The organism is Thalassospira sp. CH_XMU1448-2, from assembly GCF_037027285.1.
Classification (GTDB): Bacteria; Pseudomonadota; Alphaproteobacteria; order Rhodospirillales; family Thalassospiraceae; genus Thalassospira; species Thalassospira profundimaris_C.
Genome location: NZ_JAYMEA010000006.1, coordinates 81742 through 100922, shown reverse-complemented (window position 1 = coordinate 100922; position 19181 = coordinate 81742). Strand labels below are relative to the sequence as shown.

The 19181-nt window shown below is 53.7% G+C and carries 17 protein-coding genes; 7 read left to right on the top strand and 10 right to left on the bottom strand.

What is annotated here, in order from left to right:
- Positions 1 to 2: 2 nt before the first annotated feature.
- On the bottom strand, positions 3 to 1097 hold the full coding sequence (gene cobD, locus WA318_RS18445) for a threonine-phosphate decarboxylase CobD (protein ID WP_336083499.1): 1095 nt from the start codon (positions 1095 to 1097) through the stop codon (positions 3 to 5).
- Between cobD and WA318_RS18440 the strand changes: the two genes are divergently transcribed.
- Both WA318_RS18440 and WA318_RS18435 read left to right on the top strand, forming a co-directional pair.
- Positions 1084 to 2118 (top strand): phytanoyl-CoA dioxygenase family protein, encoded by a 1035-nt coding sequence (locus WA318_RS18440; protein WP_336083497.1) that lies wholly within the window; start codon positions 1084 to 1086, stop codon positions 2116 to 2118. The genes cobD and WA318_RS18440 overlap by 14 nt on opposite strands.
- Before the next feature lie 80 nt (positions 2119 to 2198).
- Entirely contained in the window at positions 2199 to 2534 is a 336-nt protein-coding gene (locus tag WA318_RS18435) for an Hpt domain-containing protein (protein ID WP_336083495.1), read from the top strand.
- 67 nt (positions 2535 to 2601) lie between these two features.
- Here the strand turns inward: WA318_RS18435 and WA318_RS18430 are convergent, their stop codons facing one another.
- Positions 2602 to 3753 (bottom strand): M24 family metallopeptidase, encoded by a 1152-nt coding sequence (locus WA318_RS18430; protein WP_336083493.1) that lies wholly within the window; start codon positions 3751 to 3753, stop codon positions 2602 to 2604.
- A 305-nt stretch (positions 3754 to 4058) separates the two neighbouring features.
- Between WA318_RS18430 and WA318_RS18425 the strand changes: the two genes are divergently transcribed.
- The 3 genes from WA318_RS18425 (at position 4059) to WA318_RS18415 (ending at position 7194) form a co-directional block, all read left to right on the top strand.
- Complete coding sequence (locus WA318_RS18425) at positions 4059 to 4259, top strand: hypothetical protein (RefSeq protein WP_114099358.1); 201 nt, start codon at positions 4059 to 4061, stop codon at positions 4257 to 4259.
- A 348-nt stretch (positions 4260 to 4607) separates the two neighbouring features.
- Positions 4608 to 5690 carry an ABC transporter substrate-binding protein gene (locus tag WA318_RS18420; RefSeq protein WP_336083490.1) on the top strand — a complete coding sequence of 361 codons (1083 nt, stop codon included), beginning with the start codon at positions 4608 to 4610 and terminating at the stop codon, positions 5688 to 5690.
- 52 nt (positions 5691 to 5742) lie between these two features.
- On the top strand, positions 5743 to 7194 hold the full coding sequence (locus WA318_RS18415; RefSeq protein ID WP_336083488.1) for a GGDEF domain-containing protein: 1452 nt from the start codon (positions 5743 to 5745) through the stop codon (positions 7192 to 7194).
- Positions 7195 to 7207: 13 nt separating this feature from the next.
- Here the strand turns inward: WA318_RS18415 and rodA are convergent, their stop codons facing one another.
- The 7 genes from rodA to WA318_RS18380 form a co-directional block, all read right to left on the bottom strand.
- The gene (rodA, locus tag WA318_RS18410; protein WP_114099272.1) at positions 7208 to 8371 is read right to left on the bottom strand and encodes a rod shape-determining protein RodA; all 1164 of its coding nucleotides are present in this window, start codon (positions 8369 to 8371) and stop codon (positions 7208 to 7210) included.
- Positions 8372 to 8374: 3 nt separating this feature from the next.
- Positions 8375 to 10291, bottom strand: a complete 1917-nt coding sequence (mrdA, locus tag WA318_RS18405; protein WP_114099273.1) for a penicillin-binding protein 2 — start codon at positions 10289 to 10291, stop codon at positions 8375 to 8377.
- Positions 10292 to 10458: 167 nt separating this feature from the next.
- Positions 10459 to 10974, bottom strand: a complete 516-nt coding sequence (mreD, locus tag WA318_RS18400) for a rod shape-determining protein MreD (RefSeq protein WP_114099274.1) — start codon at positions 10972 to 10974, stop codon at positions 10459 to 10461.
- Positions 10971 to 11969: a rod shape-determining protein MreC gene (mreC, locus tag WA318_RS18395; RefSeq protein ID WP_336083485.1), complete on the bottom strand. Its 999-nt coding sequence runs from the start codon at positions 11967 to 11969 to the stop codon at positions 10971 to 10973. The genes mreD and mreC overlap by 4 nt, the downstream gene beginning before the upstream one ends.
- Positions 11970 to 12091: 122 nt before the next feature.
- On the bottom strand, positions 12092 to 13132 hold the full coding sequence (locus WA318_RS18390; protein ID WP_008892088.1) for a rod shape-determining protein: 1041 nt from the start codon (positions 13130 to 13132) through the stop codon (positions 12092 to 12094).
- Between the two features lie 182 nt (positions 13133 to 13314).
- A complete protein-coding gene (locus WA318_RS18385) occupies positions 13315 to 14229 on the bottom strand; it encodes an alpha/beta hydrolase family protein (protein ID WP_114099276.1) in 915 nt (304 codons plus the stop codon).
- Positions 14230 to 14321: 92 nt separating this feature from the next.
- Positions 14322 to 15251 carry an MBL fold metallo-hydrolase gene (locus WA318_RS18380; protein ID WP_336083480.1) on the bottom strand — a complete coding sequence of 310 codons (930 nt, stop codon included), beginning with the start codon at positions 15249 to 15251 and terminating at the stop codon, positions 14322 to 14324.
- A gap of 134 nt (positions 15252 to 15385) precedes the next feature.
- On the opposite strand from WA318_RS18380, the gene WA318_RS18375 reads away from it, so the two are divergent.
- On the top strand, positions 15386 to 16234 hold the full coding sequence (locus WA318_RS18375; RefSeq protein WP_114099278.1) for a LysR family transcriptional regulator: 849 nt from the start codon (positions 15386 to 15388) through the stop codon (positions 16232 to 16234).
- Positions 16235 to 16319: 85 nt separating this feature from the next.
- Here the strand turns inward: WA318_RS18375 and WA318_RS18370 are convergent, their stop codons facing one another.
- A complete protein-coding gene (locus tag WA318_RS18370; protein WP_336083478.1) occupies positions 16320 to 17870 on the bottom strand; it encodes a 2-isopropylmalate synthase in 1551 nt (516 codons plus the stop codon).
- Between the two features lie 627 nt (positions 17871 to 18497).
- On the opposite strand from WA318_RS18370, the gene WA318_RS18365 reads away from it, so the two are divergent.
- Complete coding sequence (locus WA318_RS18365) at positions 18498 to 19121, top strand: LysE family translocator (RefSeq protein ID WP_114099280.1); 624 nt, start codon at positions 18498 to 18500, stop codon at positions 19119 to 19121.
- The last annotated feature ends 60 nt before the right edge of the window (positions 19122 to 19181 follow it).

Below are 19181 nucleotides of genomic sequence, written 5' to 3'. Positions count from 1 at the left end.
GCCTATGCGTGATCCCGGCTTTTCCAGTCATCAAGTGCGCTGACAAGACGCTGCCATTCCGGCTCGGTGCCGGGAAAGCCAAAGCGGACCTTGTTGTGATCATGATCAAACAGACGTACCAGAATGCCGTATCGGGCAAGATGGTCGGCAAGTTTTGCGCAATCCGCACCATCGTAATAGCGAAACAGATCGGTCGCCCCGGAAAGGGTCAAGGTCGAATTTGCGCCGATCAGATCATCCAGTCGCACAGCGTCGCTTGCCAATCGGGACCGGGTTTGGTTCTGCCAGGTTTGATCCCCGAAGGCGCGCCTGGCAATTTCAATGGTCGGGCCCGGAATGGCCCACGGCCCGATCCGTTCGGACAAGCCAGCGGCAAGGTCGGGTGCCATAACAACGCATCCCAACCGGACCCCGGCCAACCCGAAAAACTTGCCAAATGAACGCAGGACAAGCGTGTTGGGCAAGTCACCAATGATCGGACAGATCGATTGGTCCGGCTGACAATCCATGAAGGCTTCATCAACGATCAGAAAGCTTCGCGCCTGCTTGGCAAGTTCGGAGAGCGCCGCGATTTCAGACGGGGGCAGGATGCCGCCATCCGGATTGTTGGGGTTAACAATGATTACAATGGTGCCGGGGGCCGCAGATCGCAGGATTTCCTTGGTCGCATCAAAACGGTCACCGGATGCCGTTTCATGGGGGGCGCAGTCATGCCCGGCCCGTGTCCAGCACCGGGCATGTTCGCCATAGGTCGGCCCCATGATGTGAACCTTTGATATGTCGATCCGGTCCCTGATCCAGAAAGGGATGGTTTGAATAAGCGCCTGTGTGCCCGGTGCACAGACCATGTAATCCGGTGCAGGGACACCATAATAATCGCAAGCTGCACGTTTCAACCGATCAAGCTCGGACGCTAATGGCAAACGTTGCCAATGGGCGGTGGCAATATCGATGACGGGATAGCCCACCGGATTGATCCCGGTTGACAGATCAAGCCAGTCTTCAGCGGGGATGCCGTATTTTCGTGAAGCGGCATCTATCGCCCCGCCATGATTGATCGGAGCTTGTGGCTGATGCGGGGTGTTGCTCGATACCATAGATGTGCCAAACCTGATTTTTAAGGGGCAAAGTCTTAATTCCGGGACGTTTTGCCATGATCGAACGGGACTTGCCAATGCGATCCGTGCTGCGTATCGTCCGGCCATCTTCAATACCGGACATTTGTCGATGATCACACCGAAAAACGCCATTCTGCCCGTATCCTGGCAGCAGCTTAATCCGCAGTTATCGATTTCGGAAGCAACCGATGCCCTTGCAAAGATCGAGGAAATTGGAGCGGGGAATGGCGGATTTGACGGTGGTGCACTTTCGGACCGTTTTTGGGACGAGGGGTATTTCCTGATTGACGATGTTCTTCCCGCCGATGAACTCGCCAAGCTGCGTCAGGGGATCGAAACCCTTGTGGCCAATGACCTGCCACCAGCGATGATTTACCTTTATGACGAGGCATGGCAGGTTTTTCAGCGTCTTCGACCGTTGCTCAGTCACTTCCTTGGTGACCGGATCGCGTTGCTTCCGCATTTTTGGGCATGGCATGTCAATCCGGCAGATGGCGGGCGGGGCTGGCCGCCCCATCGCGACTATCAGGGCGAAAGTGCGATTGGTGATGACATGTTGATCAGCCTGTCGCTTTGGGTGCCGCTGAGCAACGCGACGCCTTATAACGGGTGCATGTATGTCTTGCCGCGTTCTTTTGAAAGGCGTTATGAGACGCCGGTCGCCAAGCCGGAAGATGTTGTCTTACAGGATGTCAGGGCACTTCCGGCGGGCCCCGGTGCGGTGATGGGCTGGCGACAGGATTTATATCATTGGGGAAGCCGGGCGAGCATACATGCGACCGAACCCCGGATCAGCCTGTCTCTTGAATTCCAGAACGCGGCATTTGATCCTCTTGCCGAGGAACTTTTAAGCCTTGAACAGCCCCCGGCATTTGAAAAACGTCTGGTTCTGATAGCCAGCCAGTTCGAAAAATACCGGCACATGCAGGACATTGAGGCCAGGACGGTGGATTGGGCCAATGCAGTTCTGGAGCTTTGTTCTGGCAACAGGGTCGGTTAATATTCCAAAGATTGCTGGTGGAGCAAAGAAGCGCTGCGGTTGCTGGGTGTTTCTGGTGCCCGATAAAAAAAGAGGCAGGTATGGATTTGATCGATAAGGACCGGTTTGCAGAGATTTGTTCCGCAGTAGGCAAGGAGCAATTTGCAACGCTGGTTGGTCTGTTACCTGCTTCCTATCAGGAAGAACGCAGCCGACTGATCGAGGCCGCAAATAATAGTGATGCCGAAACATTGTATCGGGCAGCCCACACCATAAAGGGTATGGCGGCCAATATGGCGGCCCTTAAACTGGCGGATGCGGCACGTGATCTGGAAAAATATGACGGGACATACGGGGATGGGCTTCATGCCCGCATTGCCGAACTCGACAAGCTGGTGGAAGACAGCGTTGCGGCCATGATGGCGGAATTAAGCTGATCGGTTCTTTTGGCCGGGTGCCAAAAGCAAGGACAACCAGAACTGGTTGTCCTTGTGATATTCAAGATCAACGTGTGATCAGATCGACGCTGTGGCGGGAAACGCTTTCATTGCCGGTCTCGGTGACAATCACCGAATGGCCCGGACACATTGCGATCCCGGTTTCACTATCCATCAGGATCATGTGCAGGAAGAATACCATACCGGGTTCGGCAATGACCGGATTGCCATGATAGAACATTGGCCAGTCCATCCAGTTCGGTGCAAAGGTCGTTCCCATTGAATAACCGCAGGCATTAAGCCGGTGGGCCTGCATCCCCGCCTGATCACATACCCGGGCATAGGCATCAAAGACCTTGCCAATTGGCTCACCGGGGCGGAGCGCCTCGCGGCAGGCGACCAGCGCATCAGTTGCAACCTTGTGCATTTCGATATGACGCGGCAGGGCCTTGCCAACCGGGATTGTGCGCATCATTGCCGCATGGTAGTGGCGATATGCACCGGCCCATTCCAGCGTGATCTGGTCGGTTTCGCCAATATGTTTGCGGCCTGTGAAATACCGGCACAGAAGGGCATCCCGCCCGGCCCCGATAATGAATTCATTACCCGGATAATCGCCACCACCCGAGAAAATGGCACCTTGCATGGCGGCAAGAATATCGCCCTCAAAGGCACCGGCATGGACTGTATCAAGGGCAGCATCCCATGCATCATCGGCCAGTTCGGCGGCCTTGCGGATGTAATCAAGTTCGGCGGCACTTTTGACAACGCGCAGTTCGGACACCAGTCCGGAAGCATCTTCAAGCGAACAGAAACCATCAAGAGCGGTTTCGAGCTTTTTGCCATTGGCTGCCGTCAGGCCATAGGCCTCATACTCGACGCCGAGTTTCTTGCCGGAACAGCCGAATTCGGCAAGCATGTCACGCAGCTGGAAGGCCGGATTGACATTCGGGCCATCGACCCAGATGCGAATATCTTCAATGTCCGAGGTATGTTGTGCCTGCCGCAAATCCGGGGCGCGGGTGATCAGCGCGACGCGACCATCAACGCCCAGATAAAGGCACTGGAAGAACACATAACCGAATGTGTCATATCCGGTCAGGTAAAACATGCTTTCCTGACGGAACATCAACAACCCGTCCAGCCCTTCTTTTTCGAGCTTTTCAATTGTGCGGGCGCGGCGGTTTGCCAGTTCCTGGCGTTCAAAATGCAGTGCCATGAGACTTATCCCTGATGTGTGTTTGTTTGCAGCGATGCTAGCAGAGATTTTTCAGGGCAAATAGTAAAAATGACAATTCAACATTAAATTGATGACAAATTGTAATTGTCTGATTGGGGCTGTCTTGCCACCACTAGTTATTTTTCCTTTGTAATCAGATATTTCCCGAGAAAAGCCTGTAAAATCGTCGAGTGGGGAATAGAAATTTCAGCAAACCCACCTAAATGAAATATGACGGCACTATTACAGGTGGGGGAGAGAAATGTGCCGGGATTGCTTGTGACCGTCCCATAAAGGAGGCAAGAGTGGCGAGCTTGAACAAACTCTCTGGAAATTCAGAACGGGAAACGTCTGCGTTCCGACCTTATAAAAAGCCGAACTATAACAAATGGCGCCGGGATGACCTTTATCATCTTGCACAACAGCAAGGGATTGAAGATCGCGCCAATATGAGCAATGAAGAGCTCGCGCGGGCACTGAGCCGCGCCCAGTCCGGCGCGCCATAAATCCGGTTGCCTGCATCAGGCCGAACGCAATCTGATCAACAATCCAGCAACTGTTGCAAGTATCAGACGAGGTAAATCCTTGTTTGCGCGGTTATGTTGTGCCTCAAAGAAAGATAATATAATTCAGTGGGTTCACTTGGATTTAGAGCGGTGGCATGTGGCAAATCAGTAAATATTATGGATTTTCTAAAGTAAACTTGCGCAGTCTGATTGACCTTTGAGGCGAAATTCACTATCCGGTCGTATGGATGGCTGAAATTTTTACTTGGCCTTGGATGGTATTTCGTCGGGGAACGGGAATTGCGCGGGATTTTTTTGTGTCTGTTTGGGGGAGGACTGTTCTTTGCCATGGCATCGATTCAGGCCCGCGCAGACCAAAACGAAAGCCAGCCGGACCATATTCGTGTGGCCTTTATCAATCCGGGATATGGTGATCGCGGCTTCTGGAAGGATGTTCGCGATACCATGCAGGCTGCAGCCGATCAGTTTGGTTATGAACTGATCGTGTTTGACAGCGACCGGGACTGGAAAATGATGGTTGAAAGTGCGCAAAAGGCATTTGCGCTTCAACCGCCGCCTGACTTCATTATCGCCGTGAACGAGCATCAGCAGGGAACCCGTATTGTGCTGGAGGCAGAACAGCGCGGCATACCTGTGATCATGTTGCTCAATGACCTGACCGAGGACCAAAAAGACACGTATGGTCGGCCGCGCAAAGACATAAAAAACTGGATCCTGACCCTGACCCCCGATAACGAACGGGCAGGCTATGATATTGCAAAATCCCTGATTGACGGCGCACGTGCGGTTAATGGTGATCAGTTGCCAGGGAAACTGTGTCTGTTGTCGATTGCTGGTGACCGGAAAACGCCAGCCTCACTGGAACGTCTTACCGGACTTGATCATGCCCTAAGTCGCTATCCTGTCCTTGATGAACAGCGCCGACTGGTCGCGAACTGGTCGTATGACGAGGCTTATCGACAGACAGAGGCCTGGTTAAAACGGGGTGGATGTATAGATGCGGTTTGGGCTGCCAATGACAATATTGCTCTGGGGGCGATTGCGGCACTTGAAGCAGCTGGAAAAATACCGGGACAGGATGTTGTCATTGGTGGTCTGAACTGGTCCAGAGAGGGGCTGGCAGCTGTCCTGAATAATCAAATGACATTAACCCATGGCGGACATTTCTTTGCCGGGGCCTGGGTCATGGTGCTGTTGCATGACTATATTAACGATGTTGCAATTTTGAAAGACACTCCCGAAATAACTTTCAGAATGGAAGCTGTTACGCGTGCAAACCTGCCCGAGTTTGGCGATGTTCTGTTTTCACGGGATTGGAATAAAATAGATTTTTCCCGGTTTAGTCTTGTCAATTCACCCAACCGGTCCGAATATCAGTTCGGACTTTTGACGCAGAGCCACCGCCAATAAAAAGCAAAAGCGTCCGGAAAAGAACGACCTTACGCGAATGAGGGAAGCTGGCTTGCCAAAGAAGTTGGACGAAACGCATAACGATATGCTGGCCGGTTTGAAGCTGGGTAGTACAATTGCTGCCCGTCAGCTTAAATATTCGATGCTTCTCGCCCTTGGGCTCGGTTTGATGATCGTTGTGCTACGCGGTTATCACGATTATCAATGGCTCGCGGAAATTTATCATCAAAGCAATCAAAGGGTTACGTCGTCCAACGTGCCCGTGGCTGTCCAGTCGCTTCTTCGGCGTGACAGAGAACTCGCGGACGTGATGGCACGCGGCATGATGAACCAGCGTTCCATTCAGCGCGTCACCTTGCTCAATGCCGAAGACGGTATCTTTTTTGACAGAGAACGCCCTGCCGGTGAAATTCCGACCAGCCTGTGGGGGGATAGAATGTATGGTGGCATTCAAACCGTTATTGTTCCGGTTCGAGACCCCGAACAAAGGCCCGCAGCCACTGTTGGCGAAATGGTTGTCGTTTACAATCCCCAGGTTTTTACAAGCGCCTTTATGTCAAGGTTGTCATGGTCATTTCTGACAACAATGGTGCTTGCTGTCGTGATGGCCTTCATGTTTGCCGCGCTGAGCTATTATATTTTATCGCGCCCGTTGGTGAAGTTGGCGAACTATCTGGTCCGGTCCGACCCGTCAGATGACACGCGGCCCTTGGAAATGCCGCCATATCACAGGTATGATGACGAAATTCAGTTATTGGGATCTGTGACAGTAGGACTTTTTGGCGTCATCCGGAGACAGATTGGTCAGTTGCGCAAGGCACGCGATGAGTTGATGGATGCCAATGTCAATCTTGAAGCCAGGGTTGCTGAACGCACCGACGAGCTGAAAGAGGCCATGCAAAAGCTTGAAGTGCAGGCATCAACCGACTCACTTACAAGCTTGCCCAATCGGCGATCATATCTGGCCCGTTTTGAAGAAGCTGTTTCAACATGGCGTCGTCGCGATACACCAGTATCAATCATCCTGCTTGATATTGACCGTTTCAAGTCCATTAACGATACCTATGGCCATCAGGCTGGCGACGCGGTTCTGGTTGAGTTGTCCAGGATCATGCGGGCAACCGTGCGCGAGATTGATCTTCCTGCGCGTATGGGCGGCGAGGAGTTCGCTGTCTTGCTTCCGGGGGAAGAAATTTCTGGGGCACTTAAACTGGCAGAGCGACTGCGCGTGGCCTTTGAAAATGCATCGGTGTCGTTCGGGGGAAATGTTGTTTCATTTACCGCGAGTTTTGGTGTAGCCGGATTGCCGTCCAGCCAAAGCTTGAAATTGTTTGATGCAGATATCCGCGGGTATATCGAAAGCCTCAAGGACTGGGAAAACAGCGATATTTCCAGTGTTATGTATTCTCTGGCTGATCGCGCGCTTTATGAGGCCAAGGAAAATGGCCGAAATCGCTGCAAACAATGCGACTTCAGGCAAATCCCGGACTATTCGGACGCCTGACTGCCGGTTGATATCAGTTGCGCCCGTCGTCATTCCCCTGACGGGAAATGCGGATGTCGCGGTGAATTGACACACTCATCAACAGACCAAAACTGACCAGAATGGTCATCATCACCGTGCCACCATAGGACACCAGCGGCAGCGGAACGCCGACAACCGGGATCAGGCCCATTACCATTGCGATATTGATAAAGACATAAAGGAAGAAGGTCGATGTCACCCCGATCGCGACCAGTCGTCCGAACTGGTTCCGGCAGCGAAGGGCAATGATATAGCCATAGGTAATGACAAGCGCATAAAGTGCAAGCAGGGCAAGCCCGCCAACCAGCCCGAATTCCTCGCCCAGCATGGTAAAGATAAAGTCGGTCTGCTTTTCAGGCAGGAAATTCAGATGACTTTGCGAACCCAGCATGAAACCTTTGCCAAATAATCCCCCGGAACCCAATGCGATCTTTGACTGGGTAATGTGATACCCGGCGCCCAGCGGATCATTTTCGGGGTTAAGGAAGGTCAGAACGCGGTTCTTCTGATAATCGCGAAGAAACTGCCAGCCAATCGGAATTGCGGCAAGGGCACTGCCCAGAATAAGCGCAAATTTCCACATGCGAACTCCGGCCAGCCAGAAAATAACACCTCCACCGGCGATCAGCAGCAGGGCCGTTCCCAGATCCGGCTGGCGCAGAACAAGTGCCGCTGGTGCCAGAACCATCAAAAGAGGCGGGATCAGGAGTGTGATACGCCCGGTATCCTCGACCGTCAGCCCATGGAAATAGCGGGCCAGAGCAAGCACCAGCGAGATTTTCATAAGTTCTGACGGTTGCAGCTGGAAGAAACCAAGATTGATCCAGCGCTGTGCGCCCATGCCGATATCGCCCTTGATTTCGACACCAACCAAAAGCACAAGCGCCACAAAGTAAGAGAAATACGCAAGTTTCAGCCAAACCCGAATATCGGTGACCGCTATGACAATCATCAGAACTGCGCCTACAGCAAAGCGCATCATCTGACGTTCGGCCCAAGGCTGGAGCGATCCGTTGGCAGCGGAATAAAGCATGGCAAAGCCGATCCCGGACAGGGCGGCAATCAACAGAACCAGCGTCCAGTTCAACAATAGAAGACGGCGTCCAATCGGAACGTAATCGGGATCTTCACCAATGCGATATTTGCTCATGGCCATGGATCAGCCCTCATTCTCGTTGTTTTGGGCTGTGCGTGGCCGCAATTGCGCACTGTTGGGCAGGTTGGCAGCCGAGATACCCTGACGCGCAGATTGAAGTTCCTGTGCCTTTTGCAAAAGGTCACGAACAATTGGTCCGGCAACACCCGAACCACCGCCACCATGCTCCACCACGACACTACAGGCATAGCGCGGGTTATCAACCGGTGCGAAGGCAACAAACAATGCATGGTCACGATATTTCCATGGCAATTCATCATTGCCCAGAACACCGGTCGTCTGACGTTCACGCATCGTAATACGGCGGACCTGGCTGGTGCCACTTTTGCCCGCCATTTCCATACCCTCGGTCTTGATGCGCGCACCATAACCTGTGCCGCGTATCTCGTTGGTCACGCCGTTCATGCTGTCGCGAATACGCGCAAGGTTGGCGCGGCTGACCTGAAGTTCGGGGAATTCTTCGGCTTCGCGACTGGATACACCATCAGGTGTCACGTGATCACGTGTCAGATGCGGTTTGACGGCCTTGCCCGATGCCAATCGCGCGGTCATGGTGCAGAGCTGCAGTGGCGTAGCCAGAACATAGCCCTGACCAATCGAGGCAATCAGGGTTTCACCACCCTGCCAGCGCTTGCCAAGCTGGATTTCTTTCCAGTCTTTGGTCGGGATCAGGCCGCTTCGTTCATTCGGCAGATCAATGCCGGTCTCTTCGCCCAGACCAAGCTTGTGAGCCATGGCAGCAATCCGGTCGATACCGATTTTCTGCGATATTTCATAGTAATAGACATCGCAGGAATGCTTGAGCGAGTCATGCATGTTCATCCAGCCGTGGCCACCGCGTTTCCAGCAATGGAAACGGGCATTGCCCAGATCAAGATACCCATTACAGAAGAATTTCTGGTTCGGTGAAATGATCCCGGCTTCAAGACCTGCAAGTGCGACACACATCTTGAAGGTCGACCCCGGTGCATAGGTCCCGTTCACCGCCTTGTTTGACAGCGGCGCATAGGGGTTATTGACCAGACTGTTCCAGAGTTTGTGCGAAATACCGTTGGTAAAGGCGTTCGGATCATATGTCGGGTGCGATGCCAGGGCGAGAACCTCGCCATTATGGATATCCATGACGACGGCCGATGCACTTTCCTGATCCGAAAGACGCTGATTGGCGTAGCGTTGCAACTCGAGATCAAGCGTCATGACAACCGTGTTGCCACTATCGCCTTCTTCGCGTTCAAGTTCTCGGATCACACGGCCAAGTGCGTTAACCTCGACCTGGCTGGTGCCAGCTGTCCCGCGCAGTGCAAGATCGTAGACCTTTTCAACGCCACTTTTGCCGATGGTAAAGCCCGGCAGTTCCAGCAACGGATCGCCTGTCAGTTCCTTTTCCGATACTGCGGCAACATAACCCAGCGTATGGGCCAGATGCGGTCCTTCGGGATAGTCGCGCGACCGTCCGGCATCAATGATCAGACCGGGCAGGTCAGGGGCATTTACCCCGACACGCGCGACTTCATCCCATGTCAGATTGTCACGCACTGTGACAGGTACAAAGGAACGGCGACGTGCCACATCCCGTTCAACACGTTCAATCGTGTCAGGGCCAAGTTCGATAATCTGGTCAAGAATTTCAAGTGTGCGACGCACGTCGGGTGTCTGTTCGCGCACGATCATGATGTGATAGTTCTGACGATTGATCGCAAGCGGTTCACCAAATCGGTCGGTGACCAATCCGCGCGGCGGTGGCAATAATCGATGCGAGATACGGTTTTCATCGGCCAGCGTGCGGTAGCGGTCGCTTTCAAGCACCTGCAGGTAATACATCCTTGCAGCCAGACCGGTCAGCAAAACACCCTTGCCAGCACCGAGCATAAGGGCGCGTCGGGTGAACATTCTGAATCTGTCTGAGTCGCGATGCCACATGGGCGAAGAATACCTGTCTTTTAGACGCGTCGTTACAGTTCGAAACTGCAGATTTCTGCCCGTTTTATCCCGGTTGGCAGAACTTGGAAACCATCTTGTTCAAGCATATCCGATAGGCGTTGCCAAAACATCAATTTTGCACAGGGCTTCAAAGCTTGCCTGCTGTCCTACACATAGCGCAGAAGGCTGTTTTGTGCACGGGCCAGCGCCCAGGCAACAATGGGAAACAGAACTGCCGTCAGGACATAACTGATTATGGTTGCCTTTATGGGCAAGAAAGCCTCGATCAGTGCTGAGCTTAAAAGCCATTGCACCAGAAATGCCGGGATCGCCACGAGGGCAAAACCCCACCACATCACACTAAATGGCTTGTTATGGAAAAAACGTCCCTGACTGGCCGATCCGGTCTGTACCAAAAGCAGGACAAGTGAACTGACACCAAGCGGCAGCCCCATCAAAAGATCCTGAAGCAGGCCAAGCAGGAAGGCGGCAACGGCTGTCAAAAGATCAGGCCTGTTCACTGACCAGTAGAATACGGCCATCAGGGCGAGGGCCGGTGACGCGGTTGCCAGCAACGGAACACTGACAGGAAGCAGGTTGATCAGTAAAAGGACGAAAACGCTGAAAGCTGGAAAAAGGCCACGCGCGACAACGTCCAGTCGATGCCAGACGCCGGGTTTCACGGGGTCGCCCCGTTTGAAGGAGCGTTCGATGTTGCAGGCGCATTTTCCGGGGCCGGGTTTTCCGGTACCACACCAACACCCATGGGAATGTCAGGTGAGAGCTGGGTATCGTTATGGTTGACCGGAGACTGGCTTTCGCGGATGCGTTTTTCGCTCAGAATGCCCTGAAGGCCGTAATCGGCAACGCGCAGATATTCCAGCTGATGACGGCGGAACAATGGGGCGACGCGCACTGCATTTTCCGAAACCGACGAGACAACGCCAATCGGGATACCCGGCGGGAAGGCACCACCATGACCCGATGTCAGAATGCGATCACCGGGGGCGACAGCCGCATCTGCGGTCAGGAAGGTCAGAAGCGGACGGTTGGTGTTGTCACCCGACAGGAATGCGCGATCACGCGAGTTTTCAACAATGACCGGTACGCGCGAGTTGATGTCCGTGATCAGAAGAACACGCGATGCCTGATAACCGGCCTCTGCAACGCGGCCAACCAGCCCTTCATCGGAAATAACGGCTTGCCCCTTGGCAACACCATCACGCGATCCGGCCGATATCATAACACTGTGCGCATAAGCGCCACCCATGTCAGCAATCACCCGCGAGGTGACCAGATGCAGGGCAGGCGGATTGGTGTAACGCGCAAGTTCACGAAGACGAACATTTTCATGCGACAGGTTGCGCGCTGCCTGCTGCCAGGCCAGCAACTGCTGGTTTTCGCGGCGCAGGCGTTCGTTTTCTTCGTAAAGATGAGCAAGATTGTAAATCTTGTCGGTCAGTTCATTGATGCTGGCCGCAGGACGGGAAATGACATTCATGACCGGGGATACAAGATCGGCAGATGCGGCACGGATACGTTCGATCAGAACTGTATCAGCCTTGCCCAGAAGCATCAGTCCGAAAGCCGTAAAGATCAGCAATATAAAAGCGAAGCGGTGAAGCGCCGTGCGTAACGGCGAAAAGATTCGCTGCTGCGGACCGCCATGCTGTGCCAATGTATTCCCCGCAATTTCCCAAAAGGTCGTCTTAAATCCCGAACGGGATATTCAACCATAACGAAATCACCGAGTCGCGTCCAGTGTGGATACGACCCGGTGATGACTTTTATCGTCAAATTTTAGTAGGCAGTGTGCAGAACGTTACGAAGCATCTTTTTCTCTTCGAGTGCGCGACCGGTACCGAGCGCAACACAGGAAAGAGGATCGTCTGCGATCGAAACCGGAAGACCGGTTGCGTGACGCAGGACATAGTCAAGATTGCCAAGCATTGCACCACCGCCGGTCAGGACAATGCCCTTGTCGACGATATCTGCGGCCAGTTCCGGCGGGGTCTGCTCAAGGGCGACCTTTACAGCCTCGATAATGGCTGAGACCGGTTCTGCAAGGCTTTCTGCGATCTGGCGTTCAGAGATCAGAAGTTCTTTCGGAACACCATTCATCAGGTCACGGCCACGGATTTCAACCGTTGCACCATCACCATCATCAGGAGCGCAGGCCGAACCGATTTCCTTCTTGATACGTTCGGCGGTGCTTTCGCCGACCAGAAGGTTATGGGTGCGACGGATATAGGCGATGATCGCCTCGTCCATCTTGTCGCCGCCAACGCGGACCGAACGTGCATAGACGATACCGCCCAGCGACAGAACAGCGACCTCGGTGGTGCCGCCGCCAATATCAACAACCATCGAGCCGGTCGGCTCGGTGACGGGAAGACCCGCGCCGATGGCAGCTGCCATCGGTTCGTCAATCAACCAGACCTTGCGCGCGCCAGCGCTTTCAGCGCTTTCCTGAATGGCGCGGCGTTCAACTGCGGTCGAACCGGAAGGTACGCAGATAATGACTTCCGGGCTCGCGAAGTTGCGACGGTTATGGACCTTGCGGATGAAGTGCTTGATCATCTCTTCGGCGATGTGGAATTCCGCAATAACACCGTCACGCAACGGGCGGATCGCCTGAATGTACCCCGGGGTACGACCGAGCATTTGCTTGGCTTCTTCACCAACTGCAAGGACCTGTTTTTTGCCTTTTTCGTCGGTAATGGCCACCACGGATGGTTCGTTCAGGACGATGCCGCGTCCTTTAACGTAAACCAGTGTGTTCGCGGTGCCCAGATCCACCGCCATGTCGGAGGATAAAACCCCAAGAAGCTTGGAAAACATTCCTGCCCTATGCCCCGGTTAATAGTAAAATCTTGAATACGAATGTACCGGCTTTGATAGCGCAAGGAACAAGCCGATGCACGAATAATCTGCGCAGGGGATTGAGGAATAATTAAGGCGCGTAATTTTCCTGAAATAAGGGTGGAAAAACATGATCAGGAATATGGTCTTGGCGGATTAATTCAATTTTGTCGCTGTTTTTCTGTAAATCCGGTTTCAGCAAGGAAATTGGTCACAAGTGCGATTGTTGGAGACCCTGTTTCTATTTTCAGCTCTTTGCGAGTCGCTTGTTTTTCAATTATTTCGCCGCTTTCGACCATCTCGAAGCGCACCGGCGCCCGGTCATCTGTCAGGTCGCGATCCATCCGCCATTTACACCAGGAAGGTGGATTGAACGGATCGTTTCTGACCCCGATCAAAAGACTGGGGACGAAATTGTTCATTTCCGACATGCATTGCGGACGCAACCCGATCAGGGTGCGAAACCGGTTGGTGTAATGTTTGGCATGGCCATCGCGATAGATTGCGAGTTGTGCCGCACCCGCACCGTAGCCATAACCGAAAACGGCAATGCGATCCGGGTCGATATCTTTTTGGCTGGCAAGATAGTCAAGCGCACTGAGGGCATCAAACGCCCAGAATGACAAACCGTGTTTGGGGTTTTGAAGCTGTCCCCCACCACAATAATCCTGTGCCGGATGGGCTTGCCCCGGCGAGATCAGAAGAACACTGATCCCCGCCGTTTGCAAAGTTGTTATCCAGTCTAGCGGAAAGTGGTCGTCGCAATCGGGAAGGGCAACGATTGCAGCGTGTTTGTTTGCAGAACCCGGCATGTCTTCGGATGGGCCGTAATATTGCGCCGGAATGCTGGATTGCAGGGTGACATCGACATCGGGGACCGCTTTGCCCTGATCAATCAGGCGCTTGCGCAGACCGCTTAGCGGATAGGGAAGGGACGGGATCGTAACCGACACTGCCGCAGGCGTTTGTGCAGCCGAGTGTGCCGGGATCAACACAATGCCAAAGGTCAGGCATAGCATCATACCAACAATAAGGAAAATCGTTGCGGTACGGTCAGGCGTGTTTGGTCCGGTCATGGTCAAACCCCTTTCGCAAATATCCGCAATCGTACCACATCGGGTGGTTGGGGGCTATTTACACGAAAGGGGTGTGGGTGTTCGACCAAGGGTTAGATATATTCGATGGTGCTGCCCTCGGCGATCAGATCAATTCGGTCATGCGCGATGTCCGCTTGCGCAATCAGATGTGAAACCGGCTCAAGGTAAAGCGGGAAGGTTGAATGATGGATCGGAAGAACGTTCGGGTTCCCCAGCAGGCCTGCCAGTTCAAGAACCTCCTTTGCGCCCATGCTGATCAGGCCAAGCGGGCCGGTGGCGCCAACCGCACCCATATGCGGGATCAGAATATCGGGCTGTCCAATGCGGCGAATGCTCGCAAGAACTTCCTCGGTGGCGAATGTATCGCCGGTCCAGTAGACGTCTTTTTTCCAGTTGCCGGATTCAAACCGCAGCCAATAGCCGTTACCCTTGCCAAGCATGGCACTGACTTGCGGATTGGCTGAATGATGGGCAGGGATCGCCCTGATACTGATCTTTCCATTGTCGGTCGCGATCGTTTTGCTGACGCCCCAATCAAGGGGGATCTGGTTGGTAAATCCCTTGGTGCCCAGCTTGTCTGCGTCCGCCGGCGGCACGATGGTAGAAAGTGTTTTGGGGATCGTTGCCTCGGCTTTCTGATCGAAATGGTCCTCGTGCAGGTGACTGAGCATCATCAAGTCGATGGACGAAACATCAACGCCGGGGAATGGTGTGTTCCGGGCATGAAAACGTGGCGTGGGTCCGGTTTTCAGGTCGAACATCGCATTCGGATCGGGCATGAAATAGGCTTCCTTACCCTCGCCAAAGGTCGGGTCGGTCAGGATCGTAAGGTCGTCAAACTTGATCAGCATGGTTGCACCACCCAGCCAGGAAATTGCAAGGCGTGGGGTGGCTGGTACCCGTGACGGGGTGTTGGCCCCCGCAGTGTGGGCAATCGTTGCCGCTGCGGCAATGCCGCCAAGGCCACCAAGGCCGGATAACATGAAGTTGCGTCTTTTCATCAGGCACCTCTTTGGATCGAAACAAATGATACGGCACCTTACGAATGAAGTGTTCATCCAATAAAGACGGGTAATGTTGAATGAATAAACTGAAAAAAATGGACAATGGATCGCGGTTGAGGTGAAATATCGCGATGAACTTTTCACAAATTCAGACATTCATCGAGGTTGCAGACGCAGGCAGCTTTGCCGCTGCGGCGCGCCGGTTATCGGTCCCGCGTTCTACGGTTACGGCGCGCGTCGCAGCATTGGAGGAGCATCTTGCCGTGCGCCTGTTGCATCGAACCACGCGACAGGTGTCCTTGACCGATGACGGGCAACGCTATCTTGATCATTGCCGTGCGGCTGTAGCCCTGTTGCAGGAAGGCGAGGCGGATCTGTCCCAATATGCAGTGCCATCCGGACAAATCCGGATCTCGGTGCCGGTCGACTATCCCAAAATGCTTTTGGCTGAGCAGATCACATCATTTCGTGCCAATTACCCGGATGTCAGATTTGTGGTCAATGTCAGTGACCAGACTGTTGATCTGGTGGGCGAGAACTATGACATTGCCTTGCGCGGGCGTCATCCGGGCCGCGATGGCTTGATTGCGCGGCGCCTGCGGTTTGAACCGATGGGGCTTTTTGCCCGTCCGGGAACGTTTCCGGACGATATGTGGTCAAAGGGGACAACGCCCGCCTTGCCCATTCTGGATCATGCCAATGTCCTGCAATCGGTAAGTGATCCGGGGCTTGAATTGTCCGAGCCGCCAATTCGTACCGGGAATTTTGAACTGGCGCGCAGTCTTGCCGCCAAGGGCGCGCTTGCAGCAATCTTGCCCATCAGTGGCTGTGCTGATGATGTTGCCAAGGGTAAGCTGGTTCAGATTACATGCCCGGTCGAGCTGGAGGCCCTTGCCCTTTATATCGTGATGCCAAGTCGCCGCCAGCTTCCCAAACGTGTGCGATTGTTTATCGATCATCTGGTTGACCAGTTCAAATAGGTCATTTGGATCGCGCACGGCACAGTCAATTAAAAAGGGCGACCCGAAGGCCGCCCCTTTACATTAAGAAGTTCAAGAAACCTGATCAGGATGCCATGGCATCAGGGGCGGTTTTTTTGCTTTTCTCGATCAGTTTGTTTACGGCGGTCACATAGGCCATGCAGGATGCGACAACGGTGTCGGTATCCGATGCATTGCCAACCACCGTGCGGTCCTCGCCATCAAGCTTGACTGTTACGGTGCCCTGGGCATCGGTGCCCTCGGTCACAGCATGCACCTGATAGAGTTTCAGACGCCAGTCATGCGGATAGATTGCCTTGATCGCATTGAAAGTCGCATCAATCGGCCCGTCGCCGGTGGTTTTGGCGGTGCGAACTTCGCCATCAACGCTCAGTTCCAGTTCGGCTGTCTGCGGACCCTTGGAGCCACAGGTAACCGTCAGACCAACAAACTTGATATGTTCGTTATCGCGCATGCCGTCATCGACCAGTGCAACGATATCGTCGTCATAGACTTCTTTCTTTTTGTCGGCCAGATCCTTGAAGCGGGCAAAAGCGTCTTCAATCGCATTGTCCCCCAGATCGGCAAAGCCCAATTCCTTGAGCTTCTCGCGGAAGGCATGGCGACCGGAATGCTTGCCCATAACCAGGCTTGATTTGTTCAGGCCAATGGTTTCCGGCTTCATGATTTCATAGGTCTCGGAGTTTTTCAGGAAACCGTCCTGATGGATGCCGCTTTCGTGGGCGAAGGCATTGGCGCCAACAATCGCCTTGTTCGGCTGAACCACAAAGCCCGACACGGCCGAAACCAGACGCGATGCATTCATGATCTTGGTGGTGTCGATGCCCGTGGTGAAGGGGAAGGCATCATTGCGGGTATTGATTGCCATCACAATTTCTTCGAGTGCAGCATTGCCGGCACGTTCGCCCAGACCGTTGATGGTGCATTCAATCTGACGGGCACCGGCATTGACTGCCGAGATAGAGTTGGCAACAGCCATGCCCAAATCGTTATGGCAATGAACCGACAGGATTGCCTTGTCGATGTTCGGCACGCGGTTAAACAGCATGGTCATCAGATCGGCATATTCGGTCGGTGTGGTGTAACCAACAGTATCCGGGATGTTGATCGTGGTTGCGCCTGCATCAATGGCAGCTTCGACACAGCGGCACAAGAAGTCATGTTCGGTGCGCGAGCCGTCTTCTGCCGACCATTCGACGTCATCGGTGAATTTGCGTGCCAGCGTGACACTTTCAATGACTTTTTCCAGAACGCGTTCCGGTTCCATCTGCAATTTGTATTTCATATGCAGCGGGCTGGTGGAGATGAAAGTGTGGATGCGTTTGTTTTCGGCTGGTTCCAGTGCTTCGGCAGCACGTTCAATGTCGCCTTTGGCTGCACGGGCCAACGAACAGATGGTCGGGCCTTTGACCTGTTTGGCAATTTCGTTGACGGACTGGAAATCACCATTTGATGCAATGGCAAAGCCCGCTTCGATAACATCGACCTTCAATTCTGCCAGAGCGTGCGCAACGCGCAGCTTCTCATCAAGCGTCATCGATGCACCCGGGGACTGTTCCCCGTCACGCAGGGTGGTGTCGAAAATGATGACGCGATTGTCGTTTGCACTAGCCATTGTCTTGTTTCCTGATCAAACGGGCATTGCCCGGTATATAAATTCTGTCTGGAAGGAGTGCGGGCCGTCTGGCGCGACTTTATTCCCCTGAGCTGCGGCAAATGGATCGACTATATGTCCTGTGATCCGGGCCGTCATGTTTCGCTCAGGGGCGAGTAAGTCGTAGCGAGCCTAGGGCTGCGAGACCAATAAGACCGAGTAGAAGGTTTAGGGCAGACAGCACAACGCCACCGAAAGCTTTTGCTTCGGCACGGTCGGCATATGCATCAATGTTGCAAATGTCTGCGGTCATCGGTCTTCATCAATTGGCTTTGGTGCCAGTCATAGCTGGCGATGCCCCAATTTCGTCGGACGACCGGTTCGGGTCAAGTAATTTTTGTACCTTTTCGTGTCTTTTTAGGGTGGAATTTAGCGAGGGTGCCGAAAACAGCTACGATATCGGCCTGTTTTCAAGGTGCTGATGCCGGTTTTCGATGATCGCTGCGCGCGCATATGTTGGTATTTCCGCTATACCAAAAAGATGCTGGTCGGAATTTCGGATATCGGGTAGTGGTTTTGTCCTGATCTGGTCGTGCCCCACAGAATGACCATCAGAATCGCGCACCACTGCAGCCACAGGAACTATTCATGGTCAGTCTGTCCTTGATCGGGGCCTTTATCCCGACGGCATTTTTTGTGTCAATCACGCCGGGTATGTGCATGACCCTTGCGTTAACACTTGGCATGACCATCGGATTGCGCCGTACGCTTTGGATGATGGCAGGTGAACTGGTCGGCGTTGGCATTGTTGTCGTGGCATCCGCACTGGGGGTTGCCACCGTGATGTTACAATATCCGGCGGTATTTGCTGTCTTCAAGTATGTGGGCGGGGCCTATCTGGCCTGGCTTGGTATCCAGATGTGGCGTTCACGCGGGCGCATGGCCCTTTCGGCCGAAGTCGAAGGTGCCAAAACCGCAACGGCAGGCAGTCTGATCACGCAGGGCTTTGTTACGGCAATTGCCAATCCGAAGGGCTGGGCGTTCATGATTTCTCTGTTGCCTCCCTTCATCAGCCTGCAGCATGCCATTGCCCCGCAGCTTTCGGTTCTGGTCGCGATCATTCTGGTGACCGAACTGATTTGCATGACGCTTTATGCAACTGGCGGCCGCTCCTTACGTCGTTTCCTTGAAAAAAGCGGCAATGTCCGGGTCTTGAACCGGGTCGCCGGTACCCTGATGATCGGGGTCGGTGTCTGGCTTGCGAGCAGTTGAGAACAGCTTCCTGTTTGGTCTCAGATATTGACTGGCATCCATAAGACAAAGTTGAAGTTT